30 protein-coding genes are annotated in these 25,556 nt (G+C 64.7%); 1 reads left to right on the plus strand and 29 read right to left on the minus strand.

Translation table 11 applies throughout. The features are described from left to right. Positions 1–6: 6 nt before the first annotated feature. From AB1I47_RS13210 to AB1I47_RS13350, 29 genes are all read right to left on the minus strand, one after another. On the minus strand, positions 7–1,218 hold the full coding sequence (locus AB1I47_RS13210; RefSeq protein WP_354684208.1) for a 3-hydroxybenzoate 6-monooxygenase: 1,212 nt from the start codon (positions 1,216–1,218) through the stop codon (positions 7–9). Positions 1,219–1,250: 32 nt separating this feature from the next. Beyond that, positions 1,251–1,892 carry a maleylacetoacetate isomerase gene (maiA, locus tag AB1I47_RS13215; RefSeq protein ID WP_354684209.1) on the minus strand — a complete coding sequence of 214 codons (642 nt, stop codon included), beginning with the start codon at positions 1,890–1,892 and terminating at the stop codon, positions 1,251–1,253. Positions 1,893–1,913: 21 nt separating this feature from the next. Continuing rightward, a complete protein-coding gene (locus AB1I47_RS13220) occupies positions 1,914–2,612 on the minus strand; it encodes a fumarylacetoacetate hydrolase family protein (protein WP_354684210.1) in 699 nt (232 codons plus the stop codon). Positions 2,613–2,712: 100 nt separating this feature from the next. Next, complete coding sequence (gene gtdA / locus AB1I47_RS13225) at positions 2,713–3,759, minus strand: gentisate 1,2-dioxygenase (protein WP_354684211.1); 1,047 nt, start codon at positions 3,757–3,759, stop codon at positions 2,713–2,715. Positions 3,760–3,822: 63 nt separating this feature from the next. Continuing rightward, positions 3,823–4,080 carry a hypothetical protein gene (locus AB1I47_RS13230; protein ID WP_354684212.1) on the minus strand — a complete coding sequence of 86 codons (258 nt, stop codon included), beginning with the start codon at positions 4,078–4,080 and terminating at the stop codon, positions 3,823–3,825. 411 nt (positions 4,081–4,491) lie between these two features. After that, complete coding sequence (locus AB1I47_RS13235; RefSeq protein ID WP_354684213.1) at positions 4,492–5,196, minus strand: GntR family transcriptional regulator; 705 nt, start codon at positions 5,194–5,196, stop codon at positions 4,492–4,494. After that, positions 5,193–6,524, minus strand: a complete 1,332-nt coding sequence (locus AB1I47_RS13240) for an MFS transporter (protein ID WP_354684214.1) — start codon at positions 6,522–6,524, stop codon at positions 5,193–5,195. Before AB1I47_RS13240 ends, AB1I47_RS13235 begins: the two co-directional genes overlap by 4 nt. Beyond that, positions 6,518–6,742, minus strand: coding sequence for a hypothetical protein (locus AB1I47_RS13245; protein WP_354684215.1), 225 nt, complete (start codon positions 6,740–6,742; stop codon positions 6,518–6,520). The genes AB1I47_RS13240 and AB1I47_RS13245 overlap by 7 nt, the downstream gene beginning before the upstream one ends. 14 nt (positions 6,743–6,756) lie before the next feature. Beyond that, entirely contained in the window at positions 6,757–7,254 is a 498-nt protein-coding gene (locus AB1I47_RS13250; protein WP_354684216.1) for a hypothetical protein, read from the minus strand. Between the two features lie 122 nt (positions 7,255–7,376). Further along, positions 7,377–7,565, minus strand: a complete 189-nt coding sequence (locus AB1I47_RS13255) for a hypothetical protein (RefSeq protein WP_354684217.1) — start codon at positions 7,563–7,565, stop codon at positions 7,377–7,379. Between the two features lie 24 nt (positions 7,566–7,589). Then, the gene (locus tag AB1I47_RS13260; RefSeq protein WP_354684218.1) at positions 7,590–8,087 is read right to left on the minus strand and encodes a hypothetical protein; all 498 of its coding nucleotides are present in this window, start codon (positions 8,085–8,087) and stop codon (positions 7,590–7,592) included. 48 nt (positions 8,088–8,135) lie between these two features. Next, the gene (locus AB1I47_RS13265; RefSeq protein WP_354684219.1) at positions 8,136–9,308 is read right to left on the minus strand and encodes a mandelate racemase/muconate lactonizing enzyme family protein; all 1,173 of its coding nucleotides are present in this window, start codon (positions 9,306–9,308) and stop codon (positions 8,136–8,138) included. A 7-nt stretch (positions 9,309–9,315) separates the two neighbouring features. Beyond that, complete coding sequence (locus AB1I47_RS13270) at positions 9,316–9,489, minus strand: hypothetical protein (RefSeq protein ID WP_354684220.1); 174 nt, start codon at positions 9,487–9,489, stop codon at positions 9,316–9,318. 93 nt (positions 9,490–9,582) lie between these two features. Next, positions 9,583–10,050, minus strand: a complete 468-nt coding sequence (locus AB1I47_RS13275) for a hypothetical protein (RefSeq protein WP_354684221.1) — start codon at positions 10,048–10,050, stop codon at positions 9,583–9,585. A 66-nt stretch (positions 10,051–10,116) separates the two neighbouring features. After that, entirely contained in the window at positions 10,117–11,481 is a 1,365-nt protein-coding gene (locus AB1I47_RS13280) for an MFS transporter (RefSeq protein ID WP_354684222.1), read from the minus strand. A 45-nt stretch (positions 11,482–11,526) separates the two neighbouring features. Further along, positions 11,527–13,098 carry an FAD-dependent oxidoreductase gene (locus AB1I47_RS13285; RefSeq protein WP_354684223.1) on the minus strand — a complete coding sequence of 524 codons (1,572 nt, stop codon included), beginning with the start codon at positions 13,096–13,098 and terminating at the stop codon, positions 11,527–11,529. A gap of 25 nt (positions 13,099–13,123) precedes the next feature. Continuing rightward, the gene (locus AB1I47_RS13290; RefSeq protein WP_354684224.1) at positions 13,124–14,173 is read right to left on the minus strand and encodes an aromatic ring-hydroxylating dioxygenase subunit alpha; all 1,050 of its coding nucleotides are present in this window, start codon (positions 14,171–14,173) and stop codon (positions 13,124–13,126) included. A 51-nt stretch (positions 14,174–14,224) separates the two neighbouring features. Further along, positions 14,225–14,764, minus strand: a complete 540-nt coding sequence (locus AB1I47_RS13295; RefSeq protein ID WP_354684225.1) for a DoxX family protein — start codon at positions 14,762–14,764, stop codon at positions 14,225–14,227. Continuing rightward, positions 14,761–15,252 carry a hypothetical protein gene (locus tag AB1I47_RS13300; RefSeq protein WP_354684226.1) on the minus strand — a complete coding sequence of 164 codons (492 nt, stop codon included), beginning with the start codon at positions 15,250–15,252 and terminating at the stop codon, positions 14,761–14,763. The genes AB1I47_RS13295 and AB1I47_RS13300 overlap by 4 nt, the downstream gene beginning before the upstream one ends. An 18-nt stretch (positions 15,253–15,270) precedes the next feature. Further along, entirely contained in the window at positions 15,271–16,347 is a 1,077-nt protein-coding gene (locus AB1I47_RS13305; RefSeq protein WP_354684227.1) for a porin, read from the minus strand. A gap of 315 nt (positions 16,348–16,662) precedes the next feature. Then, a complete protein-coding gene (locus AB1I47_RS13310) occupies positions 16,663–17,355 on the minus strand; it encodes a GntR family transcriptional regulator (protein WP_354684228.1) in 693 nt (230 codons plus the stop codon). A 1-nt stretch (position 17,356) separates the two neighbouring features. Then, entirely contained in the window at positions 17,357–18,208 is an 852-nt protein-coding gene (locus tag AB1I47_RS13315) for an amidohydrolase family protein (RefSeq protein WP_354684229.1), read from the minus strand. 87 nt (positions 18,209–18,295) lie between these two features. Further along, positions 18,296–19,399, minus strand: coding sequence for a zinc-dependent alcohol dehydrogenase (locus AB1I47_RS13320; protein ID WP_354684230.1), 1,104 nt, complete (start codon positions 19,397–19,399; stop codon positions 18,296–18,298). 1 nt (position 19,400) lies between these two features. After that, on the minus strand, positions 19,401–20,198 hold the full coding sequence (locus AB1I47_RS13325) for an amidohydrolase family protein (protein WP_354684231.1): 798 nt from the start codon (positions 20,196–20,198) through the stop codon (positions 19,401–19,403). A gap of 7 nt (positions 20,199–20,205) precedes the next feature. Then, complete coding sequence (locus AB1I47_RS13330) at positions 20,206–21,459, minus strand: Rieske 2Fe-2S domain-containing protein (protein ID WP_354684232.1); 1,254 nt, start codon at positions 21,457–21,459, stop codon at positions 20,206–20,208. 65 nt (positions 21,460–21,524) lie between these two features. Then, positions 21,525–21,833, minus strand: a complete 309-nt coding sequence (locus tag AB1I47_RS13335; RefSeq protein ID WP_354684233.1) for a hypothetical protein — start codon at positions 21,831–21,833, stop codon at positions 21,525–21,527. 23 nt (positions 21,834–21,856) lie between these two features. Next, the gene (locus AB1I47_RS13340; RefSeq protein WP_354684234.1) at positions 21,857–23,074 is read right to left on the minus strand and encodes an acyl-CoA dehydrogenase family protein; all 1,218 of its coding nucleotides are present in this window, start codon (positions 23,072–23,074) and stop codon (positions 21,857–21,859) included. A 103-nt stretch (positions 23,075–23,177) separates the two neighbouring features. Further along, positions 23,178–23,657 carry a WD40/YVTN/BNR-like repeat-containing protein gene (locus AB1I47_RS13345; RefSeq protein WP_354684235.1) on the minus strand — a complete coding sequence of 160 codons (480 nt, stop codon included), beginning with the start codon at positions 23,655–23,657 and terminating at the stop codon, positions 23,178–23,180. Beyond that, positions 23,623–24,318, minus strand: coding sequence for a WD40/YVTN/BNR-like repeat-containing protein (locus AB1I47_RS13350; protein WP_354684236.1), 696 nt, complete (start codon positions 24,316–24,318; stop codon positions 23,623–23,625). Before AB1I47_RS13350 ends, AB1I47_RS13345 begins: the two co-directional genes overlap by 35 nt. 272 nt (positions 24,319–24,590) lie before the next feature. On the opposite strand from AB1I47_RS13350, the gene AB1I47_RS13355 reads away from it, so the two are divergent. Continuing rightward, the gene (locus AB1I47_RS13355) at positions 24,591–25,553 is read left to right on the plus strand and encodes a PDR/VanB family oxidoreductase (protein WP_354684237.1); all 963 of its coding nucleotides are present in this window, start codon (positions 24,591–24,593) and stop codon (positions 25,551–25,553) included. The last annotated feature ends 3 nt before the right edge of the window (positions 25,554–25,556 follow it).

Genomic DNA, 25,556 nt, shown 5'->3' on the forward strand with positions numbered 1-25,556 from the left:
CGCTTCTCACAGCCACGGCGTCTGGCTCAGGCATTTTTCAGCCCGCCAGCCATGCAGCCATTGCAGCGAGTCGTAAAACTGCGACTGGGTGCGGCCGGTCCACAGCGAGTTGCGCACGTGGCGGTCGACGCCCTTGGCGTGATAGATGCGGCCCATGTCGCGGGCCGCGTACAGCACGCGCGCGGTGCGCGGGATGCGAGCCTGTTCGTACAGCCTGAACGCGGCCTCGAACTCGCCATTGGCTTCCTGCACGGCAACCCCAAGCGTGACGGCGTCTTCGAGCGCCTGGCAGGCCCCCTGAGCAACATACTGCGTCATCGGATGCGCAGCGTCACCGAGAACGGTAGCGCGGCCAAAGCTCCAGCGTTCGACCGGTTCGCGATCGGCCGTGGCCCAGCGCTTCCACGACGATGGCCGGTCGAGCATCTGGTGCGGGAGCGGATGGATGCCCTCGAAGTACGACAGCACCTCGTCCTTGCTGCCGTCCTTCACTCCCCACTCTTCCTTCTCGCGGCTGTGGAACGTGACGACGAGGTTGTACTGCTGGCCGCCGCGCAGCGGGTAGTGCACGAGATGGCAATTTGGGCCGGCCCATACCACAGGCGCGTTGACTTGCAAGTCCTTTGGCATGTCTTCTACGTCCACCACGGCGCGGTATACGACGTGGCCGGTGACGCGCGCCTCGTCGCCGATCAGCGTCTGGCGGATAGCGGACTTCACTCCATCGCAACCCACCACGGCATCGGCCACGTGGCATTCGCCGCGCTGGTCGATGACCGTCACGCCGCGCTCGCCCTGCTCCAGCTTCCCGACCCGGGTGCTGGTGCGGAACGTGATTAGTGGATGGTCCTGCACTGCTTCCAGAATTGACAGGTGGATGTCGGCGCGATGGATGACCGCATACGGATTCCCGAAGCGCTCCCGGTACGGTGCACCCACGTTCACGACGGCCACGTCGCTGGCGTCGAGCGCGTCCTTCAAGATCATCTGGTCGGTGAACACGGCCCGGTCGCGCGCAGCTTGCCCCACGCCCAGCGCGTCGAGCGCGGCGAAGGCATTGGCGGCGAGTTGGATGCCGGCGCCGATCTCGCCGATCTGGTCGGCCTGCTCCAGCAACTCAATGCGGATGCCCTGCTTCGCCAGCGCAAGGGCCGCGGCAAGGCCGCCGATGCCGCCGCCGATGATCAAGACTTTCCTGTCGGACTGATTCGATTGCATATATCGTCTCCTGGACCTGGGCGTTCTTGCACTCAGGCGGTGTAGTCCGGCTGCCGCGCCGGGGCCGCCAAGGCGAAGGCGGGGTGCGTGCTGGCGTGGGTAAAGACGGCCATCGCCTTCGGGTAGGCGGAAAGATCGCAGCCCATGCGCAAGGCATTGGCGATCTGTGGCACGAGGCAGACATCGGCCAGCGTGGGCTGCGAGCCGAAGCACCACGGCCCTTCCCCATACCGGGAAAGCAGGCGCTCGACACCGGCCATGCCTTCGTCGATCCAGTGGCGGTACCACGCGTCCTTCTGCTCGGGCGACAACTTCAGCTCGCTTTGCAGATACTTGAGGATGCGCAGGTTGTTCACCGGGTGCATATCGCAGCTCACCAGATACGCCAGTTCGAGCACCCGCGCGCGCAGTTCGCCGCTTGCCGGCAGCAGGCGCGGCTCAGGATGGCGCGCATCGAGATAGTCAAGGATCGCCAGCGACTGCCCTAGCGCAAAGTCCCCATCGATCAGCGCCGGGACCGACGCCGACGGGTTGATTCGGTTCACGTATTCCCCGTCATGATGTTCGCCGACGCGGATGTTCACCGGCAGGTACTCGTATGTCAGCCCCTTGAGCGCGAGGGCGATGCGCACGCGGTACGACGTGGAACTATTGAAGAAACTATAGAGCTGCATGTCGACTCCCCTGAATTTCCGTCAGACCACGCGCACGGTCAGTTCGCCGAGCCCGTCCACCCCCGTCACCATCGTCTCGCCAGCCTTCACCGGCCCAACGCCTTCCGGCGTGCCGGTGAAGATCATGTCGCCCGGTTCCAGCCGGAAGAATTGCGACAGGTACGCCACCGTCTCGGCCACCGACCAGATCAAGTGTGTGACGTTGCTGCGTTGCTTCGCCTCGCCGTCGACTGACAGCCAGATCGCCGCGTCGGTGGGGTGTCCGATCTTGCTGGCCGGGTGAATCGGGGCGACCGGAGCGGAAGCATCGAACGCCTTGCCGATTTCCCACGGACGGCCCATCTCGCGCATCTTCATTTGCAGGTCGCGGCGGGTCATGTCGAGGCCCACTGCGTAGCCCCACACGTGTTCGAGCGCCCGGTCGACGGGGATGTCGGAGCCGGCCTTGCCGATCACCGCCACCAGTTCAGCTTCATAGTGGTAATTGGTGGTCTGCGCGGGATACGGCAGCGCCAGCACTTGACCGTCCTGCACCGGCACGATGGCGTCGGCGGGCTTGCAGAAGAAGAACGGCGGCTCGCGGTCGGGATCGAAGCCCATCTCGCGGGCATGGGCGGCGTAGTTGCGGCCCACGCAGTACACGCGGCGGACGGGGAAAGTGTCGTCGCTGCCGGCAACGGGAATGGCGACGGGAGCGGGCGGAGTGAAGACGTAGGGCATGTCGGACTCGGTTGAAGGTTCGGGCAAACGCAGGTTGAGCGGGGCGGATGCGGTGCCTGCGGCGGCGCGACCCGGTGGTTCTTGTCGAAGGGAAATCGGGTCAGGTACGCGATTCGCGCAGCAAGTTCAGCGCGGAGAGCACCGGGCGGTCGGAGTAGCTGAACAGCACGGCGTCGTCCAGCGCAGCGAGTTGAACAGGAGCCCAGGAGGGCACCACGAAGGTGTCGCGCGGCTCGAACTGGAACTGTTCGTCGCCGATGCGCACGGTGCCGCGCCCCTCGACCACGCTGTAGACGGTTGCGTCCGTGCTGCAATACGTGCGGCCCTGGAAGCCGGCCGGCAGGTATTGCATGAAGGTAGCGATGGTCGGCATCGGCCAGCCGCCGGTGGCGGGGTTGACGTAGCGCAGCTTCACGCCGTCCCAGGCATCGAGTTCGCCGTTGCGGTAGAGTTGGTCGAGCGCCTCCCGGGAACGGTCGTACGGATAGCTGAAAATCGGCGAGGTCGGGTCGGAAACCTTGTGGCGCACCGGCACCATGTTGTGGCCGTAGCGGGCGAAGCTGTCGCCCTCTGGCCGCGTGACCGGCTGCTGCGCTTCGGGGTAGTTCTCGGCAAAGCCGCCGTCGAAGAACTGCACCAGCGGGATATCGAGCCCGTCGAGCCAGACCACCGGCTCGCCGCCGTTCTCAACGACCGGGTTGCCGTGGTCATGCCACGTCCACGACGGCGTGATGATGAAATCGCCGGGGTGCATGGTCGTACGCTCGCCATTCACGGCCGTCCAGGCACCTTGCCCCTCCACGATGAAACGCAGCGCCGACTGCGTATGGCGATGGCTCGGCGCCACTTCGCCCGGCAAGATCAGTTGCAGCCCGGCGTAGAGCGAACCGGTGATGCTCGACTTGCCAGGCAGGCCAGGATTCTCCAGTACCAGCACGCGGCGCACGGCTTCCTCTGCGCTGATGACCTTGCCAGCTTGCATCACCAGCGGGCGGATCTGCCTGTACTTCCAGATGGCCGGCAAAATCTGCGGCTGGGGCTGCGGCGGCACCAGCGAGTGCAGCGATTCCCAGAGGGCGCTCATGTGGCTGCGGCTGATATCGGCGTAATAAGCGGCCCGGTCGTTGCCGGGTTGGCGTGCGTCCATAATGTCTCCGTAGTGATTTCTTATACATGGCCAAGCGCATCGGCCGCATTGGGTACGCAGCGTTCAGGGCCGCCGTCGCTCATGCCCACGAGCGCCCACGCACCACGGCAGCAGCGCCCACTCCAGCAGGTCGAAGCCCAGTGAGAACAAGAAGCCCAGCATCGCGCTCGCGACCAATCCCACGTGCATCTTCTCGACCTCAAACACCTGCCAGCTATTCCAGATGAGGAAGCCGATGCCTGACTTGGCACTGATGAACTCTGCCGCGACAGCTTTCGCCTCGAGGCCACCGAACGGAAACCATATGAGAGGACGAGGCATCCACGAGGGCTGGCCAACGCGCTTTGTATGCTAGATATTATTCAATTCTGAATTCTTAAGCAAGGATTGCCAGTCGATATAGGCGTTGCAGCGTGCGCGAGAAGTGCACGCGCATCGCGGCCGCTTCGGCGGGATAGCGTCAAGGATGGCGCGATGACAACGCGCTGGTGGGCGGGATGCTGAACCTGCCGAACCGCTGTTGCGCGACCGACATCTCTCAACTCCCTGTCGACGTCGAAATGGCGACAACCCCGCCAGGGCACGGTGCGCCGCTAATGCAGCGGTCTTGTCCAATGGTTGTATTTGTCGGCACGCAAGGCGGACGCAGCCCATGCTGCTGATGTCGTCCGGATCGGACGGTGCATGCCGCAAGCTCGGAGTCTAGGTGCGCTTGCTCTATGCGATGCCGGGCTACAGCCCGCGCGCATCGATCCTGGACAGCATCGACGTCAGGATCTTTTCGCGCTCACGTTCGAACCCGCGGATGAGTTGGCCACGGTCTCGTTTCGACATGGCCGCCAGCAGAGTGTGCTCCAGGTGCGCGGTCCGTTGCTCGCCCGGCACCCTGACCTCCGAAGCCAGAGCCCGATAGCGGTCGGTCAGCCTGATCAGGCGAATCGCCTCGCGCCGCAGGATCTTGTCCGGCGAGAGGTCGAACAGCAGTGCATAGAATTCCTGGTATTCGTCGATCCACTCGGCGCGCTGACCCTTGTCGAGGTAGCTGTCAAGCCGTTCCAGCATGGCCTTCAGTGCCTTCATCTGCGTGCTGTCCGGCCAATCGACTGTCTTCAGCAGCTCCCGCTCCAGCAGGAACCGGTAGCGGTAGAGCTGGCGGGCTTCGTCGGTGGAAAGCGGAGCAACGAAAAAGCCGCGGTTAGGATCGTGTTCGATGATGCCTTCGGCCGCCAGCAGCTTGAGCGCCTCCCGCACCGGCACGCGGCTAATGCCGAAGCGATCGGCCAGATCTGACTGGCGCAACTGGAGTCCCGGGGCAAGGGTGCCGCGATTGATCAGCTTGCGGACCTGCTGGGCGATCTGGGCCGGAAGATCTACGCCCTTGACTTCTACATTGTTCATGGTCGGCAGCGGGTGACGGACGGGGACGCCTGCAATCATGACAGGTTCATGCGACTGTACACCCGTTGGACCTGCTCGCGCATGGCCGTGACGCTCGTCATGTACAGCGCCGATGCTAACAACAACACCACGCCGCACGTCGTCAGCGCGGCCGGCGTGCCGACGTACTCCGCCGTCCAGCCCCAGAACAAGGCGCCCACGGGTGAAATGCCCAGGAACGCCACCACGTAAAGCGACGCGACCCTGCCACGAAAGCCCTCGGGCGCCGCGAGCTGGATCAGGGTATTAACTGACGCCGCCGCCAGCATGGTGCCCATGCCGACGAGGAACAGCATCACGAACCCCATCCAGACCATCGGCGCCACGGCGAACCCGATAGTGGCGGTAGCCGCCATGACCGAGGCGAAGCCGATCGTCGCCAGCAGCCAGCCAACGCCGCGCCGCATCGCCAGATACAGCATTCCCGCCAGCGCGCCCAGCCCGGCCGCGCCAAGCAGCATGCCGAGCGTGCGCGAGTCGCCGTGAAAGCGCTCCCGCACGAACCACGGCATCATGGAGGCATGGGTCTGGATGGTAAAGCTCATCGTCGCCAGCAGCCACAGGCTGTTGCGGCACGGCGTGAAGCGATTCGCGTAGCGCACTCCAGCCGCGAACTGCCTGAGCCAAGGCTCCGGCTCCGCCGCGCGCGGCGCGCGCGCCAGGCGCATGGCGCGCAGCGCCGCGATGATCGCAAAGCGCAGGATCGCGTTGGCCGCGAACGCCCACACCTGGCCGAAGGTGGCGATGATGGCGCCCGCGATCGTCGGGCCGACGAAGCGGGCTCCCGCCATCATGCTGGAATTGAGCGCGATGGCGTTGGCGAGGTCTTCCTTTCGCTCGACCATCTGCGACAGCAGCGATTGCCGCGCCGGCGAATCGAACGCGTTCACGATGCCGAGCACCAGATTCGCCACCACGATATGCCATGGCCGCAGCAGGCCGGTCGCTACCAGCGATAGCATCGCTACCGACTGCGCGCACGCGACGGCATTCGCCACCATCAGCACGCGGCGGGTATCGAGACGGTCCAGCAGCGGCCCCGTCACGGGCGCCATCAGCAGAAAGGGAATCTGCAGCGCGAAGGCCGCCAGGCCGAGGACCAGCGTCGAACCGGAGAGCGCATAGGCCAGCCAAGACGTGGCGATCAATTGCTGCCAGTTGCCCACTTGCGCTGCACCCTGCCCCGCTATGAAGAGGCGGAAGCTGCGGGAAGAAAGCGCGCGGAGGCCGTGGGGTAACTGCATGAGGGGTATCAGAAGAAAAAAGAGCGACAACCGGTTTCCAGGCGCCGCCCAAACTCTCGAGCACGAGCAGTCGAAAATCAGCAATCAGGCACCGGCGTTGCCACGCTTCGCCCGCCGGACCGGCTGGCCCGGCTATCCTTGACGAACAGCACGAGAACGTAGAGCCATGCCGCCGCCAGCGCAAAGCAGTCGCGATAGCGCAGCGGACGATAATCCGCATAGCCCAGTCCGGTCGAGCCGATGCACGCGGCGAGCGTGATGAGCAGACAGATACCACCAGCCATCCACATAGGTTTCTTCATCGCAGTCTCCCGGTTCAGGCGTCGGCCTGTTGCACGCCGCCCCGCGGCGCACCTGTGCCTTCACGCGCTTGCCCCAGTGTTTTCCATCCGTCCCACAGCCATACCGGCTCGACCCTGGCCTGCAGGATCGTCGCGTAGTGTCCGCCATACGCCAATAGCAGCGAGACGTTCATCAGCAGTTCCTGCGGGCCGGAAAACAATTGGCGCGGCGTGCCGACGATAAAGGTGTTCATCCAGAAGATATTGAACGTAGTCGGCATCTCCAGCACCAGGGCCAACAGCACGTGCCGATTGGTGACAAGCAAGATCCCGCAAAAGCATTCGAGGAACTTGATGCCCTGGTAGAGGTAGATGGCCTTCGCTGCATCCACATAGGCGCCGGCGGCCCCAGGTATCTCCGGAATGAAGCCGGTGGCGATGTAGCGAACGCTCGAATAGATCAGGTTGGCACCATAGTAGATTCGCAACCAGGCGACCACGTATTTCCACGGGGATTGCATATCCCTGCTCATTTGATGTCTCCTCTGTTTAGTTATTGTTCACTGCTGGCTTGCTTGGGCCGCTTGGGCGCTGCCGGCAACTGCTGGCCCGGCCGGCGCCCGGTTTCACACCTGCGTCATGCCGATGTGCCCGCTCACGACTTGTTGCTGCGGCGATCCTTGATGAGCGTCACGATCAGGAAGGTCCACGACACCCCCAGTGCGAAATAGTCAAAATTGCGCAGCGGGCGATATTCCGCATAGCCCAGCCCTGTCGAGCCGATGCAGGCAGCCACGGACAAGAACACGCACATGGCCACGCCAATCCACATCTCTTTCTTCATTGCAGTCTCCGGTTCAGGCTTTCGTCAGGCTTCAATCTGTTGGACCGAGGTAGGTGCGGCCTCGCCGCGTTCGCGCGCGCTTGCCACCTTCTTCAGTCCGTCCCACAGCCACATTGGCTCGACTTTCGCCTGCAGGACCGACACGTAGTACCCACCGTAGGCAAGCAGCAGGGCACCATTCATGAACAACTCCTGCGGGCCCGTGAAGAGCTGGCGCGGCGTGGCCACGATGAAGGTGTTCAGCCAGAAGATGTTGACCGTAGCCGGCATCTCGAGCATCAGTGCCAGCAACACGCCGCGATTGGTCAGCAGCATCAGGCCCAGGACGCACTCCATATACTTGATGATCTGGAAGATGTAGATATCTGAGGCCGCGGCTACATAGGCGCCACCAACGCCCGGTATCTCGGGAACGTACGAAGTCAGGATGAAGCGGGCACCCGAGTAAAAAAGGTGCGCGCCAAAATAGATACGCAACCACAGGATCGCGTACTTCCAGGGTGATTGATTGGCCCTGCTCATGTCTGTCTCCTTGAGATGAATTGAAAACCTGGCGGGATCGGGGGCGCCCTACAGGTTGACCACCCGCGCCGGACGGCCCTCGGTGCGAATCTGCGCGAGCAGTGTCTCGTTCAGTTCCACGCCAAGGCCCGGTCCGTCGCCGGGGGATACATGGCCGCGATGGAATCGCGCGCCTTGCAGGGCAAGATCCGCACCCTGCGCAATGTCTTCGCTGTTCCAGACACCATGCACGGCCAGCGGCCCGGTGCTCTCGCTGATGAACTGGCAGGCCCACTGGTTCGCCACCCACAGGTGAGCGGTCGGGCAGGCCTCCACGCCGGAGCCGATCAGCGTGCTGCACATCACCGGCAGGCCTAACATCTGGGCCACGGCGAGGAAGCGCTGGGCCTTCAAGAGGCCGCCGACCTTCTGCACCTTCAGGATGACGCCGTCGGCGGCGCGACGCTCGGCAATTTCCTTCAGGTGATGCAGCTCCTGTGCTGCCTCGTCGGCGTACAAGGGCGTCTCGATGCGCTGTCGCAGGCGCGCCATGCCCTCGATGTCCCAATGCGGCAGGGGCTGCTCGACGAAGTCCAGTCGATACGCATCAAGCCGTCGGATCGTGCGCAGGGCCTGCTCGTAGTTCCACGAGCCATTGGCGTCCAGGCAGATGCGCGCGCTGTCGCCCAGCGCCTCGCGTACGGCGGCGGCGGTCGCCACGTCGTTGTCGAAGGTGCCGCGCCCCACCTTCAGCTTGAAGGCGACGAAACCGGCTTCGCGGGCCGCCAGCGCGGCCTCGGCCACCTGGTCCGGCTCGCCGGCCGACAGCACCCAGCCGAGCGGCGCTGATTCGCGTGTGCGTCCGCCGAGCAACTGGTAGACCGGCACGCCCAGCGCCTTGCCTTTCAGGTCGTGCAGCGCGCAGTCGAGCAGTCCCTTGGCCTGGTTGTTGTCGCGCGCCAGCGTGTCCATCGCGCCGACGATCTTCTCGATGTTGCGCGGGTCTTCGCCGAGCAGAATGCGCGGGGCGAATATGTCGCATATCATGCCGACCATCGAGGCCTGGCTTTCGCCGCGGTACCACGAGGACGTATCGCCAGATTCGGCGATGCCCACCAGGCCGGTGTCGGTATGCAGTCGCAGCAGCAGCGTATCGAGTTTGGTGATGGTGACATTCGGCAATCGCAGCGGCTTCTTCAGCGGCATCGATACCGGAATGCACTCGACTTTGGTGATTTTCATGGCGTCATCACTTCCTTCTGGCGTCACGGAGCAGTGCAACCACGGCAACCACGCCCGCGGCCAGCGGCGGGCCGTAGTCGTAGATCCGCAGCGGTCTTGCGCCGAAGCTGGTAGAGGCAGCCATGACGATGACTATCGCCGTCACGATCACTGCCACAACAATGACTAGATCCTTGATCACGTTTATCTCCTCCTGCCAGATCGGCGCTGCATGGCCAACCGGGCGGCTTGCTTGAATCGAAGCGTTGACGACATGCCGTCCTGCCAGTCGCCTTTACTCTCTGGCATCAGCGCGTGATGGGTGCGACAACCCGTCCCAGAACCAAAACGGCCTTGTCTTGACGCGACAGAAATTCGCGTAGTACCCCCCGTAGGCGAGCAACAGGGCGCCGTTGAGAAGCAGCTCCTGGAGTCCGGTGAACAACTGCCGGGGCGCGGGGGAAATGAAGAGATTCAAGTAGATGATCGTGACGCTGATGCCGGCCATCACGATCAGTGCGAGCGGCACTGCGAGATTGAAAAGCAGCATCGTCCCCAGCACGACCTCGAGGTACTTGATTACCTGGTAAAAGCCGATATCCGCCATGGCACGAAGATAGGGCCCCACGCGACCGGCATGACTGAAATCCGGAACGAAGTTGAAGATGACGAAATTCAAGCCTGAAGCCAGATAATGAATGGCGAAATACAGCCTGAGCCACAGGACAAGATATTTCCATGGCGATTTTTCAGCGGCATGCATTGCAGTTTCCTTTTTGCGGTCAGACAAAAATGGACGCGTGGGCGAGGCACGGCACGAGGCCGTGGATCAGGAGGCGCTAAGCTGACTTGCCGCCCGTAGCGCTCGTGAGACGCGCACCAGCAGGCATACGGCTATGCCGACCGAGACGACGTAACACACCACGAATGCATGGCCGAGCGCGTTGGGGCCGTCGAAGAACAGCCGCGCCACCAGCGCACAGACCGTAGGACCGAGCGCCAGCCCGAGCAGGTTGGTGATGAGGTAATAGAGGGCCGTCAGCTTGCCCATCATGTTGCCCGGCGTGAAGTTAGCCATGGTGGCGCCGCCGGCTACGGCGAAGATCGCGAAGAAGAAGGTCTGTGCGCCGTAGGCGATGGCGCCGAGCTGGGCGCTGTGGATCAGCGGGAAACAGGCGGTGATAAGCGCGGCCACGGCAGTCGAGCCGATCGCGACGCGAACCGGTGCGTCGCTCCATCGCTTCTGCAGCTTGTCTGCCACACTGCCGAAGAACAGCAGGCCCAGCGGCGAAGCGACCACGCTGATCGCGCCGAGCGTCTTGCCGATCTCGGGGCGCGCGATGCCCATCGAGCGGTTGATGATTTCGGGCAGCCACGCCAGCTGGCTGCCGATGGCGATGCCGTAGAGGCAGATGGCGATCCACAGCGGCCCGTAGACGGCACGGTGCCGCCATGCGAAGCGCAGTGCAGCCGGATAGGTGACGCGATCCGCCTGGACCACGGCATCTCGCCGCGGCGGCTCGCGCAGCAGCAGCGTCAACACGGCGAGCGGCACGCCGAGCAGGCCCGGAACGATCAGGACGAATTGCCAGGGCTTCAGCGCCCCCAGCAGCGGCACGCCCGCCAACTTTCCGCTGGCCGCAAACGTCAGCAGGAAGCTGCCGAGCACCAGCGCCAGCCCGGTGCCCAGCAGCGGCCCGATATTGTAGATGCCGAACGCGAGCCCGCGCCGCTCCGGCGGAAAGGCGTCTCGAATCATCGACGACGCCGCCGGCGGCAGCATGGCTTCCCCTACGCCCAGGCCGATACGCGCGAGGAACAGGTGCCAGTACGTATTGCTCAGTCCGCACAGCATCTGCACGCCGGACCACATCAGGATAGCGCCGCTCAGCAGATATTTTCGCCGGTACAGGTCGACCAGATAGCCAGCGGGAATGCCCAGCACGCTGTACAGCAGCATGAACGACAGCCCGAGCAGCCAGCTCACTTCCAGGTCGGTGGCCCCGAGATCCTGCTTGATGGGGCCGACCACCAGCGAGATGGCGCCACGGTCGATGAACGACACGATATAGACCACGGTGAGCACGCACAGCAAGGCCCAGCCGCCTGGCGCCACCGCCGATTTCGCCGGCGCCGGCGCGACCGCCGCGGACCTGCGGGGCGGCGACTGGATTGTGGTGGGGCTTTCCAACATGATTGTCTCCGGTTTTCGGTTCTTCGAACTCTCGTTGCTCGGGCCTCAGCGGTCCCAGGCGGCTTCTTCCAGCGCCGCGCGCGCGGCGGTGCGGCCCGACACGATGAACTCCGCAATGTCGCCCATCGAGTTGTAGTAAGGGCCCCACAGCGAGCCGCATTCACCGATGGCGTACAGGCGTGGGATGGGAGCGCCGCGTTGGTCGAGCACGCGCTGGCGGGCGTCGTGACGAGGGCCGCCATGCGTGTTCAGGAAGGTCGGGAGCATCGGGCCGATGGCGTAGTAAGGACCTTTATCGAGCGGAACGAGGAAGTTCTTGCGACCGAAGTCGGTGTCCTCGCCGGCTGCGCATTGCGCGTTGTAGCGCGCCACGGTTGCCTTCAGCGCTTCGGGGTCGAGATGGCCGGCGGGCCAGGCGCCGGGCTCGGCGTCCCAGCGGCACTTCAGCGCCAGTTCCTCCAGCGTGTCGGCCTGGAGGATCCAGCCGTTCTCCAATTCGGCGAGGTTGTCCTGGCTCCAGGGCGGGGTGCGCGAGTTCAGCGTCGTCATGGCGGCGCCGCCCGCGCGGACCTTCTCGTCGAAGATGTGGAAGGCGGGCACGTTGATGAACTCCGGCACGTCGGGGTTGGTGGCCAGCCAGGTGGCGCGGTTGCCGAGGCCGTGGCGGACATCGGCCGTATCGGTGGTCTCGTTGTGGAACCGTGCCGCCTGGCGGTTCACCCAGATCAGGCTGCCGCCATCCTTGAAGGCCCCCGAGTTGTAGCCGAAGCCTGCGACCTTGTTGAGGTCGTACGTCACGTACACGCGACCGCCGTCCACCTTGATGCCCCAGTTCAGCGGCCCCGCCACGGCATTCATGTGCCAGAGCTGCGCGCCGACTTCCTGCGCCATGCGGATGCCGTCGCCGGTCAGGTTCGGGCTGCCAAGGAAATGGATGGGGCACGGTGTCAGGTACTGCCGGCACATCCCGGCGTCGAACTCGAAGCCGCCACTGGCAAGCACCGTCGCCTTGCGTGCCTTGACGGCGATGGTGCCGCCGTCGGCGGTACAGGCAAGCACGCCGAGGATGGCGCGCGACACCGGATCCTGCACGAGCTGCGTCACCGTGGTATTGCACTGAACGCGCGCGCCGTGCTTCTCGGCCACGGCGGCGATGGCGTTGTACAGCCCTGCCCCGCCGGGCGCGGCCACCACGCTCATGCCGTGGATGCTAGCGGCGCCCGGCGCGCCTGGAAACTCGGGGAAGAATCCCGGCGCACTGAAGGGGCGGGGGTTGTCCTTCAGCGGCAGCTCCAGCTTGTGCTGGAAGCCCGGGATTTCCTTCAGGCCTGTGACAAAGTTGCGCAGGACCGGCTCGTCGGTCTGGCCGGCGCACAGCCAGTTCATGTAGTCGAACGTGGCGTCCTCGTCGGTCGAGGTCATGATGAGCCCGCCCGCGACGCAAACCGAATTGCCGCCGCCGCGATCGCCCTTTTCCAGCACCAGCACCTCGGCGCCGGCCTCGGCTGCTGCGAAGGCGAACGTCGCGCCCGCGCCGCCGTAGCCGACCACCACCATGTCGGCCTCGTCGTCCCACGCTGGCGGCGACCAGTTCACTGCATGCGTCTTCTGTTCCATCTTCTTGTCTCGAAATCCTATCGGTTCAGGCCGGCTCGGCAACCGGCTGCTCGTCGGCCAGCAGGCGGGCGTAGATCTCGTTGTAGCGGACGATCGGCTGGTCCATCGGAAGCAACACATACTTGCGGCCGGGCGAACGGTGGATCATGTCCTGCTGCGCCTCGATGATCCGCTTGTCTTCCTGGAAAGCGGCGTCGGCGATGCCGAAGCAGTGTTCCTTCAGATCGGCTGCGGCGGCCCACGGCCCGAAGTTGAAGAAGAAGCGCGACTTGTTCTGGCTGATGGGCGTGATCATCTGGCAAGTGCAGCGCTTGAAGATCGGCATCTCGGTTACGTCGCCGCCCTCGCTGCGCTCGAGCACGCCCGGCTCGTAGGAAGTGATGGTGAGGATAAACACGCCCGGCACCAGGAACAGACTGACGACGCGGTCATCGCACGGGCGCGCGCCGAAGTATGGATTGGACTGGCGGCCCAGCTGCCAGCGGTCGGCCAGCACGCCGCGCTCCAGTTGCGTGACGCCGCGCTTCGTCTCACTTTCCTTCATCATCTTCAGCGCAACTGGATCGCTGGCACCGAAGGTGGCCTCGTGCACGAACGGCGCGTGTGAGAGGTCGAGCAGGTTGTCGGAGATCAGCTCGGCATTCACGTCCATGTCGAAGGTCGAGCATTGCATCGCCCACTCGGCGTTGTCCGGCCCGATGATGGGCGGCACCAGCGCCTCGTCCGCCTTCTCCGCCTCGCCCATCCAGACCCATGCCGCGCCGTGCTTCTCCACGATCGGGTAGGCCCGCACGCACACGCGCGGAGAGATGCGGTCCTGGCCCGGCACTTCCGTGCAACGCCCGTCCGCGGCGAACTTCAGGCCGTGGTACATGCAGCGCAGTTCGTCGCCCTCTTTGCGGCCGACCGACAGTGGCGCGAGGCGGTGGCAGCAGCGATCTTCCAGCGCAGCCAGGCTTCCGTCGGTCTTGCGATAGATGGCCAGCGGCTCGTCCATCACGGTAAAGGGCACGATGGCGTCGTCGGCAAAGTCAGTAGACCATCCGACCATGTACCAACAATTGCGAAGGAACATTTCTTTACTCCAGGTTGTGTTTTGAGGATCGGCTACCTTGATGTGCGACGTTCACGTACTTCGTTGTTCGTCGGAGCACGAAGTGAAGACGGCAGCCGGCAGGCGCTTGAAGTCTCCGAGACCCCCCGGCGATGTCCGGCACGCCAGCATCGGCAAGTAGTAGCGCAGGTACGCCAGAATCAGGATGACGTTCAGATACAGGCACCACACGCTCATGGAGGTGCTGAGCAGCATGCCGAACCGCAGGTTAAGGACAATGGCGTTGAAGAAGACCATGAACGAGATCGGCAACGTCATCGCCAGCGCGAAGGGGACGAACAGGTCAAGCAACAGGAGCAAGCCCGCTATCAGTTCGCAAGCCTTGACGATGTCGAACACACCAGTCTCGATCAGCGTGACCAGCATCGCGTTCGAAGCTGGCAGGGTGCCAAGTGGCTGAGGGAAGATGGGCGGGAACCCAAAATTCGTCAGCCAATGGCTAAGGCCGCTGTTGATCATCCAGGCGCCGAGGACCAGTCGCATCAGGGTGATGACCAGACGGCCCGCGATGGCAGCGTCCAGCCTCTTTTTCGCAAGGGATGGCGTATTCATTTGGCATCTCCGGAATGGGCAGTCTTCGCGGCCTCGCCGGCCGGCGGGAATTGGACGAAACGCCGCCTTTCGGCGATCCGGCCCGTATAGGCGCCTGTCCTGAACACGTCAAGCACATCGACAGCGGGCTGGCCTCGCGCCGCTTCCACACGGTGGTAAACAGCGACAACCAGGCCTTCGGCGATCACCTGCCGGATCTCGTGGCGGATCGGCGGGCCATCGCGCAGCTCGATCGAGCCGGGATTGTGGTCGGCCATCTTTGGCGAGAAATATCCTTGCGCGGCCTCAGCGCCCCGACCGTTGTCGTATGCCTGCTTCATATAGTCCAGCACGATGGTGCGCGGGAGCTTTCCCACGCCGGGGCCGTTGTCGCCATACCACCGCGGATTGAAATGCAGGCTGTAAGCGAACGATAGGGCGATCGCGATGCCCACTCCGATGGAAAGCGCGCGGGTCTTGCTCGCATTCATTGCGGTATTCGTTTTCATCGATGAACTCCGGCTGCGTCAGAAACGGTGATAGATGCCCGCGCCAAGCGCGTTCACTTTCTCGTGCAACTGGGTGGGTGCAGCGAGCCCGCCGGGTGGATAAATCGTCTGCCTTGACGAACCGCGGTTTTCGAGGCGCTTGAAGAACGCGTAGAGCGTCGTGCGCCTGGATAATTCATAGGTGTAGCCGATGGCCCAGGCGGCCACGTCCGCCGTCGGCGTGTTATCCGGGAGGCCGTTCGTCACTCCGCTGTCGCGCATGCCGTAGGCAAGCTTCAGATTGCCCGCGGCGCCAACCGGAATGGTGGTGCCGACTTGCCACGCCGAGTCATGCGCCGCGCCGAGCCGGTAGCGCAATTGATAGTTGGCGTAGAGCGTGGCCCAGGGCGTTTCGTAAGAGGCCGCGAAGGCGTGCTCGAGCTGACGGCTGGTGTCCGGTGTCAGGTTGGTCGTTCCCGTGGCGCGGGCAAAGCCGTAGCCGGCGCTCAGCTTGTTGGCCGTGTAGAGGAACGTGACGATGTCGTAGTTGCGGTTGACCGGCGTGCCCGCATTCTCGCTGAACACATGCGCTGCCGAAACCGTTACGCCGCCGAAGGATGGCGAGTTGTAGCGGACCGCGTTATCCGAGCGGGCCGGATCATTGAGCGGGTTGAACATCCACGGGTTGCTCGACTCGCCGGTGAGCGACGCTGCCACCGAACCCGGAGCCATCAGTACGGGATCGAAAATCGCCGCGAAGTCGTAACCCGGCGTGGGCTGCCGGCCCAGCGCGATCTCGCCATAAGTAGTGCTGCGCATACCGACAGTTGCGCGACGGCCGAACAGCCGGCCGCCCTGCGCGTTGGTACCGGTATCCATGTTGTAGCCGCCCTCAAGCACGAACACCGCCTTGAGATCCGCCGACAGCTCTTCGGTGCCGCGCATTCCCCAGCGCGAGCCAGCCAGGCCACCGCTGTTCAGGCTCGTGACGCTCTTCTCCGAATTGCGAAAATAGCCGACAAAACTGTCAGCAACCCCATACAGGGTCACGTCGGCGGCAGATGCGGCAAGGGGGAAAAAGCCGGCAACCGCTATTCCGGCGAGTCTTTTGTTCACGTCGTCTCCTTCTAGTCGTTATGTTCTTGCCAGTGGGCTGGCATTTGGGTGCTACATACTCTGGCCAACGGCGTCTCTGGCCGTTGTGTCCGAAGGTGCTCTTGATCCAGAAGGCGGATTCCTCCGTTCCCCTTCAGTCAAAATAATATTCAATTTAGTATTGCGAATCTTATACAGCGACAAGCGGCACTTCAATCTTTTCTTTGGCATTACGGGGTAAACCCCGCTCCTCCTTCACCCCAGCAAAACGCGCGGACGAGCGCCGTTCCCGTCCGCGTGGTCGCGCACGGAGATATCCAGCGTCGATATGTGACTTCAGAGACCGAGGGCGGTCAGCGTCGCCAGCAGGCGCTCCTCCACCGCGCTGCGGTCGCGGCGATAGGCTTCCAGCAACGCCGCGCGGTCTTGCGCGGCGAGCGTTTCGACGAGATGATGTTCCGGATCGGCCGGGAATCGATAGCCGGCAATATCTGGCGCGGCCATCGCCCGATAGCGATCCGTCTGCCGCATCAGTCGCATCACTTCGCGCCTGAGCACCGCGTCGGGCGACAGGGCGAAGATGGCACCATGGAATTCGCGGTGTGCGCGGACCCACGCGGCACGCGCGCGCTCGGTGAGATGGTGGTCGAGGAGGGCGAGCCGCGCGCGCAGGTCCGCCAGTTCGCCGGCGTCGGGCCATCTCACCGTCGACAGCAGTTGCGTCTCGAGCAGGTGGCGTATGCGATAGAGTTGCCGCGCCTCGCTACTCGACAGCGGCGCAACGTGGAAGCCTCGATTCGGGTCGTGGCAGACAGCGGCCTCGGCCACCAGCAGGCTCAGCGTTTCCCGCACCGGCACGCGGCTGATGCCGAAGCGCCGGGCCAGGTCCTGTTGCCGCAACTGCTGTCCTGGTGACAGTTTCCCTTCATTGATCAGTTCGCGGATATCCGCCGCGAGCCGCGAGGGTATGTCGGTATCGGGGGCGCGAGGCGTGACGCCCGCAGGATCGAACACCTCGCGCCCGCCCATCTCAGCGCGCTCCCCAGTACACAGCGTGCGCGGTGTCGTGCAGAACCTTGCGCTGGTCGGCTTCAGACAGCAGCGACACCGACTCCTTCGCCAGCGCCACCATCTGCGCGTAGCTGCCCTTGGACTGCGCGACGTCGGACCCCCACATCACGCGATCCGCGCCGAACGCACGCACCACACGTTCGACCATCGGCGCCGCCGGCATCTGGGCGGCGGCGAGTTTGCCGAGGTTGATCATCGAGTACAGCAGGTAGACGTTGGGATGCTCCACCATCTCGAGCAGCGGCGCATCGACCCCGTGGTCCGGCGCGCCGCTTTCGCCGGCGATATTGGAGAAGTGATCCAGCACCACGGTCGTCTGCGGAAACCGCAACAGTACCGGCTTGAGCGCCTTCAGGGCAGCCTCGCGGTTCCAGCGATAGAAATGCAGCCGCACCGATCCGCCCAGTTCCGACACGGTCTCCCAAGCTGCCATCGCCTCAGGCGATGCGAACCAGGACGGGTCCGCGCCCTTGAGCGGCTCGGTCAGGCGGATGCCGACCGCGCCGCGCTCGCCGACCCAGTGCCTCACCTGCCGGCGGATGTCCGGGTCGAGCGCGTCGACCATGCCAAGCGCGCGCAGGCGTTCCGGGTAGCGCTGGGCGGCATCGCACACGTAGGCGTTGTTGAAACCGTAGATGTGCGCCCGTTGCACTGCCAGCGCGCGCTCGATGCCTTGCTCGTCCATCAGCGCCAGCAGGCGCTCCGCTGTTACGGGATTGTCGAGCGCGCCGGGCTCCAGCTCGCCGCTCAGTGGCGAAGTCGGATAGCGTTCCGCATCAGAGGAAATCAGGTGTGCATGACTGTCGATCATTGGCTTTGTCTCCTGTGAGTAATGAAGTGAAGTGGTGTCCGGTTCCTTGCCCCCTGCTCCCTCGAGCCGGAGAGAAGATCTAGCCGTTCACTTCCAAGGGTCCACCGTAACGTGGACGGCGCCCTCCACGCCGCGTCCGGCAGTGGCCAGGATCGCCTCGTGCGTCTGCGCCAGCCCGAAGGTGTGCGAACATACTTCGTCGAGCGGATACCTGCCGGAGCCGATGTAGCGCAACGCTAGTTCCACCGCCGCGTAGCTGCGACCGCGCGGGGCACGCACCGTCAGGTAGCGCTTCTTGATCTCGCCGATCGGTACGCTCTGCGCCAGGCCGTTCAGGCTCAAGTACGCACCCTTGGCAGCGAGGCCAATGGCAAGCTGCGCCACCTCGCCAGTCGGATCGCCGGTGGTGTCCACCACCACGTCGACGCCGCGACCCTTGGTCAGGCGCATGACCTCGGCATGGAGATCCTGAGTCTGCACATCGATGGCATGGTCCGCACCGAGGCGCAGCGACAGGTCGAGCCGGCTGCGGTCGCGTGTCATGCCGGCCAGGATTACCATCAGAGACCCTGCCGCCTTGGCCGCCAGCACGCAACCCAGTCCCTGCTGTCCGGGACCAAATACGAGCACCGTCTTGCCGGGCCCGGCGCCGCCGTCATTGCAAGCCCACTGCACGCCGTTGCCGAACGGTACCGCCAGCGTGGCGTGGACGGCGGGCATATCGGGCGGGATCACGTGCATGACCGTGTTCAGCGGCAGGTGCATGTACTGCGCGTAGCCGCCCCACAGGTGCGGTGACTTCTCGCACGTCGACATGCCGAAACGCAGCGTGTTGAGCCGGTCCTTCACATTGAAGAAGTCCACCTCCATGCACAGTCGGAAATCGCCCTTCATGCACCATTCGCAGTGCCAGCACGGCAGGTATTCGTGCAGCGCCACGCGGTCGCCGGCCTTCACGCCCCAGCGTTGCTGCGCAATGGGGCCAAGCTCGACGATGGTGCCGACGTTCTCGTGCCCCATGATGACAGGAGCGTGCTCGGGCTTACGATAAAGCTCCGGGTCACTGCCGCCAACGCCGCTCGCCTCGACCTTGAGGATGCCAGAGTCCGGCTGCACTAGTGGGTAGTCGAACTCCCTCAGCTCGGTCGTCTCGACACCAGTCTTGACTGCCGCCAGTACTTTCCTTGTCATGTCAAATCTCCTTCCAAAATATACGGCGCGCGGTACCGCCAAGGATGGCCTCGCGGACCACTGCCGGATGGTCAAGGAAGCATTCGCGCACTAGCGCCAAGGCATTGCCATAGCCTTCGCGACTGCTCACCACCGGGAAATCGCTCCCCCACATCAGGCGCTGCGCGCCGAACGCGGCGATGGCGGCCTCCAGCAGCGCCGCTGCCTCACCGCCGAACGTGGGGCCGTCCCGCAGAGCGCCGGGCGCGCGGGGCGCCAGTTCCCCGAGACCGGGAACCTTGAGACACACGTTGTTGAAGCGGGCCAGCCGCAGCACCGTGTAGCGCAACTCGCCGTCAGCCACGGTCTCCATCGGCTTGCTGGTGTCGCCAAGATGCTCGAGTACGACCGTCAGGCGGGGCACTGCCTGCAGCAGGTCGGCAAAGGCCGGCGCGGTAAACGCTTCGGCATTGCCAACACAACTGACCGGGAGGCCGCAAGCCTCCGCGGCTTTCCAGATTGCCAGCGGATCGCCGCCGGGCGAGCGGGCGCCGGGGCGCAGGCGCACGCCGGCGGCACCCTCGTCCGCCAGCCTGGCCAGCAACTGCGGAGCGTCCGGCGCGGCCGGGTCGATCCAGACCACGCTGGCGAAGCGGCCCGGATGCGCGCGTACGCAGTCCGCCTGGTAGCGGTTGTCCACCTGCCCGATCATCTGCGTCAGCACCGCGCGCGTCACGCCGTGGCGCGTCATCTGGCCGAGCAGCGTCTCCACCGGCTCGTACCAGACCGGCGAGACATGCGCGTGGCTGTCGATCAGCATCGCCGCGTCAGGCCGTCAGGGCCACGTCGGGATTGAGGGGGACCTCCTGCTTCCATGTGCGCTCGTTGCTGAAGATCACTGTGGCAGCGCGGATCTGCGGGAACGGGATTGGCGCGGTCAGCACGCTGGGCGCCTCGCCGCGTTCGGCCAGCGCGCGGGCGGTGCGGATCATCTGGCGACGCCATGCCACCACGGCCACGTCGGACGTGCCGAGGTGTTCCTTGGTACGGTCCAGGATGCGGCCCTGCGTTTCGCTGACGGCGTGGTCTTGCGTCAGGATGCCCTTGATGCCCGACATCGAACCCGTCTTCATCCATTCGCGGTCCTGCTGGTACCAGTTGTCGATATTGAGCTTCTTGCGGAAGTTCTCGTCGACCCAGTGGCCACCCTCCTCAATGCGATAGGCAACATCCACCGGTTGGGTATCGTCGAAGAACCACTGGACGTGCCAGGTGGATTCATCATCGCGCGGCACGAAGGCATTGGCCATGCGGCGGTTCTTGCGCACGCCGAAACCATCGGGCGGAATCAGCGTGAAGAACGGCAGTACCACCTCGGTCACGCGCGCATGCAGCTTGCCTTCCTCGCGGAAGTTGCGCACGCCGGCGTAGCGCAGGCCGTACTTGGTGTACTCGACTTCGATCTTCGGCTGCAGGTCGCGCTCATGGTCGTACTTGGCGGGCGCGCTCCACGGCTGCTCGCGGTGCAGTACGCCGGCATGGGCCGAGTCGATGGTACCTTCCACCGCCTGCGCGTAATTGCAGTCTTCCAGTACCTTGAAAGGCACGGCGTTGACGGCCGGGTACGACAGCCACTCGAATTCCGGGAACTGCGGCTCCTCGGCGGCAGGGCCCATGTAGGTCCAGATCACGGCGCCCGCTTCCCGCGTCGGGTAAGCCTGCGCGCGAATCCGCGAGCAGAAGGCGGAGCCGGATGGCTCCGTCGGGGTGTCCAGGCAGGTGCCGTCGGTGGCGAACTTCCAGCCGTGGTAGAGGCAGCGCAGGCCGCCGTCGGAGTTGTCGCCCAGCGCCAGCGATGCGCGGCGGTGCGGGCATTGCTCGTCGAGCAGGCCCACCTTGCCGTCAGTATCGCGGAAGGCCACGAGGTCTTCGCCCAGCAACCGCACGCGCACCGGCTTGCCACCGGGCTCTGCAATCTCGGATGCCAGAAGCGCCGGGATCCAGAAGCGCCGGATCAGTTCGCCCATCGGGGTACCGCGGCCAACCTGGGTCAGCACATTGTTGTCTTCGCGAGTGAGCATAGGTCTCCTCTCCTTGAATCGGTGTATCGTCTTTGTGGGGAAAAAAACGGCGTGCGCTGCCGGCTTCAGTCTAGAAGCGCGATGACGCGGCCGAGTCGTTCACGGGCGGCAACGGTGTCTCCGTCGTTGCCAACCAGGTCGTGTGCTTCGATCACCAGCGAGCGCATCGCCTCCAGGCGCTGCAATTGCTGTGCACTGCGCCCGTCGCGCGCAGCATTGGCAACGTCGGCGTCGAGCAGGCGCCAGACCTCGTCCAGTTCGGATTCCCGGTAGATCATGTGTTCCACCTCGCGGGAACCCGCCATCCGCTCGCAGATCGACGCCAGCGTGGCGGCCGAGTAGTCGTCGATGGAAGTGAGTTCGTCGGCATGCATGGGGCTCTCCACTCTGCGCGCCGTTACCGGCCCTTGGGGCCGAATTTCGAGGGCTGCAGGCCAATGACCGCGCGTCCGTAGCCGGTCATGGCGCTGTCCCACGTAAAGGCGAAGTGCTGGGCGGCGGAATTTGCGTCACGCCAGATTCGCTGCAACTCGGAACTGTTGTAGATGCCGGACCCGCCGGCGGCCTCGAACAGCGCGTTCACCGCATAGCGCGCCTTCTGCGCGGCATAGGCCCAGTCGCGCGGAATGCGTGCCCAGTCCAGGTCGCTGATCGAGCGCGGATCGTCCGCACTGTCCACGCGGCGCGCATCCTCCCGCACCACCGCCAGCGCCGCGTCGATCTCGGCCACGGATTCCGCCACCCGCGCGAACGTGGCCGACTGCTCCGCCACCTGCTCGCTGCTGAACGTGGCCAGGCGCGCCGCCAGCCCTTCCGAGAATGACCGCACCGCCGCACGCGCCATGCCTAGTGGCGCGCCCACCAGCGAGAACGGCGTGACGTTCTGGAACGGCATCCGGTAGATCGGTGCACGCACCGATCCGGTTTCATCGGCCATGCCCGACATCATGTCCTTCACCGATACCGAGCGATGCGCCGGAATGAAGGTTTCGGCAATGCGGATGGAACGGCTGCCGGTGCCGCGCATGCCCGCCGTGAACCAGTCGTCGACAATCTCGATGTCTTCGCGCGGCACCACGAAGAAACGCGGTTCGGGTGACTGGCCTTCGCGCTGCACCGCATTGCCGACGATGACCCACTGCACATGGTCGATGCCGGAGCAGAAGCGGCCGTCGCCATTGATCAGCCGATAGCCGCCGTCCACTTCGGTGACGGTGCCGCCGAGGCGGAACACGGTCGCGGTCAGCACGCGGTCGGCGCTCATCACCTCGCGCTGCGCCTGCAACGGAAACAGGTTCAGCATCCAGCTATGGCCGGCCAGCACGCCATAGACCCAGCCGGTCGAGCCGCACGCGGAGGCGATCTCGGCAGTCACGTCGACCAGCGTGGCGAAGCCAAGTTCCGAACCGCCAAACATGCGCGGCGTCACGACACCGAACAGGCCGGCATCCATCAGGTCGCGGATGGTCTCCGCAGATACGATGCGCTCGCTTTCGGTGCGGTCGGCGCGGTCGCGGATCTTGTCGTGCAGCGCACGCGCCGCGGCCATGGCAGCGTCGTGGCTGGCCAGTACGGGCAGGCTACCGGAAGAGGTTGCCAGGGGGGATCTGCTCACGTCTTGTCTCCTGTGTGAGGACGTACGCCTGCGCGCCACGCGCCGGTGAAGCCGCGGCGAGGCAAGGTTCGTCATTTCTGAATAGTTCGGCCGGAGGCGGCAGTCAGGTTTCGGTGCGCAAGCGGTCCTCTACCTTCTCGCGCTCGTCGACTTGGAGGAACCAGCGGTAGTGGCCGCCCTTCGAGATGGGGGGCAGGTCGTCGGCAACCGTGTACCAGTTCTCGCCACCGTCTTCGCTCGCGTAGGTTTCGCCGGTCGCGGTACCGGCCAGCAGCATCACCTGGTCGTCCCAGTGATACAAGCCCATGCCCTCGATGTTGCCGACGACTTCTGCCGGCAGACCGTTGCGGATTTCCTCCCACGTTGCGCCGCTATCGCGGCTGCGCAGCACGGTGGCATCGGCGCTGCGCTTGGCGCCCCACTCGCGGGGGGCGTTGCCGGGCCCGCCGAGATACAGCACGTTCTCGTCGCGCGGGTCGATGAACATGGCATCGGGATAACCGATGCGGTCCGCACGCGTCATCAGGTGGGTCCAGGTCTCGCCGGCGTCAGCGCTGTAGTGCAGGCCTTCGCCGCCACACATGAAAAGCTGTGCCGGGTTCGAACGGGCGGATCAGAACGCGGTGATTGTCGTGATAGAACTTGTCCTGCTCGGACTCGTAGCTGCGCGGCTCGGTCCAGGTGGCACCGTCGTCCGTCGTCTTCAGCAACGCGCCCTGCTCGATGCACACGTACAGCGTGTCGGGTTGGCCCGGATGAAAGGCCACATTCTTGACGTGTGCGACGTGCGGTGGCGGCGGGAACGTCCACTTGTCCTGGTCGGGCACGGACAGCATGGCCGAGACTTCCACCCAGTTTTCGCCGAGGTCGTCGCTGCGATACAGGGCCGAGGGCTCCGTGCCGAGATAGAGCACCACGCGGCCGTCGCGCTGTTGGGCCGCTAGCGTGTAGACATGCTCGCTCTTCAGGCCGTTGCCGCGCGGCTCCCAAGTGAGGCCGAGGTCACGGCTGACCCACATGCCGCCCTTGCCGTGCGCGCCGGCAAACAGCAGGCCCGAGCGGGGCTCGTACAGCAAGGCGCTCACGTGGCGGTCTTCCAGTGCCGAGCGGGTCCGCTTCCACGGGGCGCCCTGCGCCGCCCGCTGGAATACGTGCATGCCAAGCAAGGTGGCGATGAAGAGCTGGGTGGCGGGGCCGCTGCCGTGCGTGACCGTGCCGCCGTTGCAAGAGAGGACTGCGATCAATTTGTTCTCCATTCGATGTGACGCGGACAGTGCTGCTTCGCCGCACGATTGCCAACGCCTGTTTCCACCCGTTGATGTGACCCTTCAAGCCGATGGCGGTAAGTCCACCCCTCGAGAGTCTTTGACTTTTTTCTTGTTAGTCGAAATAATATGCAAAAAAGAATTACGCGTCAACGACGAAGCGACCCGGCCCTGCCGCCACCGCCTCGGACGCCCGGCGCCGGCAGGCACACGCCTCGCCACATCCCTGAATGTCGTCACTGGAGACACACATGAACGACCTGCCCTCGTCCACTGGCGCCCTGCTGGAACTGCGCCTGGAGTCGATTCAATTCCTCGCCCGCGACACGCTGCTCTACGCCTTCGCGTCCCCTGCGGGCGCCGCGCTGCCGCCGTGCGAGCCGGGTTCCCATATCGGACTGCACCTTCCCAACGGCCTGGTGCGCCAGTACTCGCTGCTCGAAGGCGGCCGGGAACCGCGGCGTTATCAGGTGGGCGTGAAGCGCGACCCGAAGAGCCGGGGCGGTTCCAGCTTCATGCACGAGCAGTTGCGCCCCGGCGCGGTGATCCAGGTCGAACCGCCACGCAACAATTTCCCGCTGAACGAGGAGGCCGGGCATTCGGTGCTCGTTGGCGGCGGCATCGGCATCACGCCGATCCTGTGCATGGCAAGGCGCCTGAAGGCCCTGGGCCGCTCGATGACGCTGGTGTATTCCTGCCGCGACCGCGTCGATGTCGCCTTCCTCGAGGAACTGCGCAGCTACGACAACCTGCACCTGCACATCGACGCGGAAGCGGGTGGCGTGCTCGACATCGTCAAGGTTGTGAAGGCGCAGCCGGCAAACGCGCATTTCTATTGCTGCGGCCCGGGCCCGATGCTGGCGGCCTTTGAGGCAGCCACGGCCCACCTGCCTGCCGCGCAGGTCCACGTCGAGTATTTCACCGCGAAGCAGGAAGCCGCGCTGGACGGCGGCTACACGGTCGAACTGAAGCGCAGCGGCAAATCGCTGCCGGTACCGGGCGGCAAGACCATCCTGCAGGTGCTCAAGGAGTCCGGCGTTGAAGTGGCGCACTCCTGCGAGGAAGGCGTGTGCGGCGCCTGCGAGACCCGCGTGCTGTCCGGCATTCCCGACCACCGCGACGCCATCCTGTCCGATCCGGAGAAGGCGGCCAACAACACCATGATGATCTGCTGCTCGGGCTGCAAGGGCGAGCGGCTGGTCCTCGATCTGTAAGTC

This window comes from Cupriavidus necator, from assembly GCF_040578825.1.
GTDB lineage: Bacteria > Pseudomonadota > Gammaproteobacteria > Burkholderiales > Burkholderiaceae > Cupriavidus > Cupriavidus necator_E.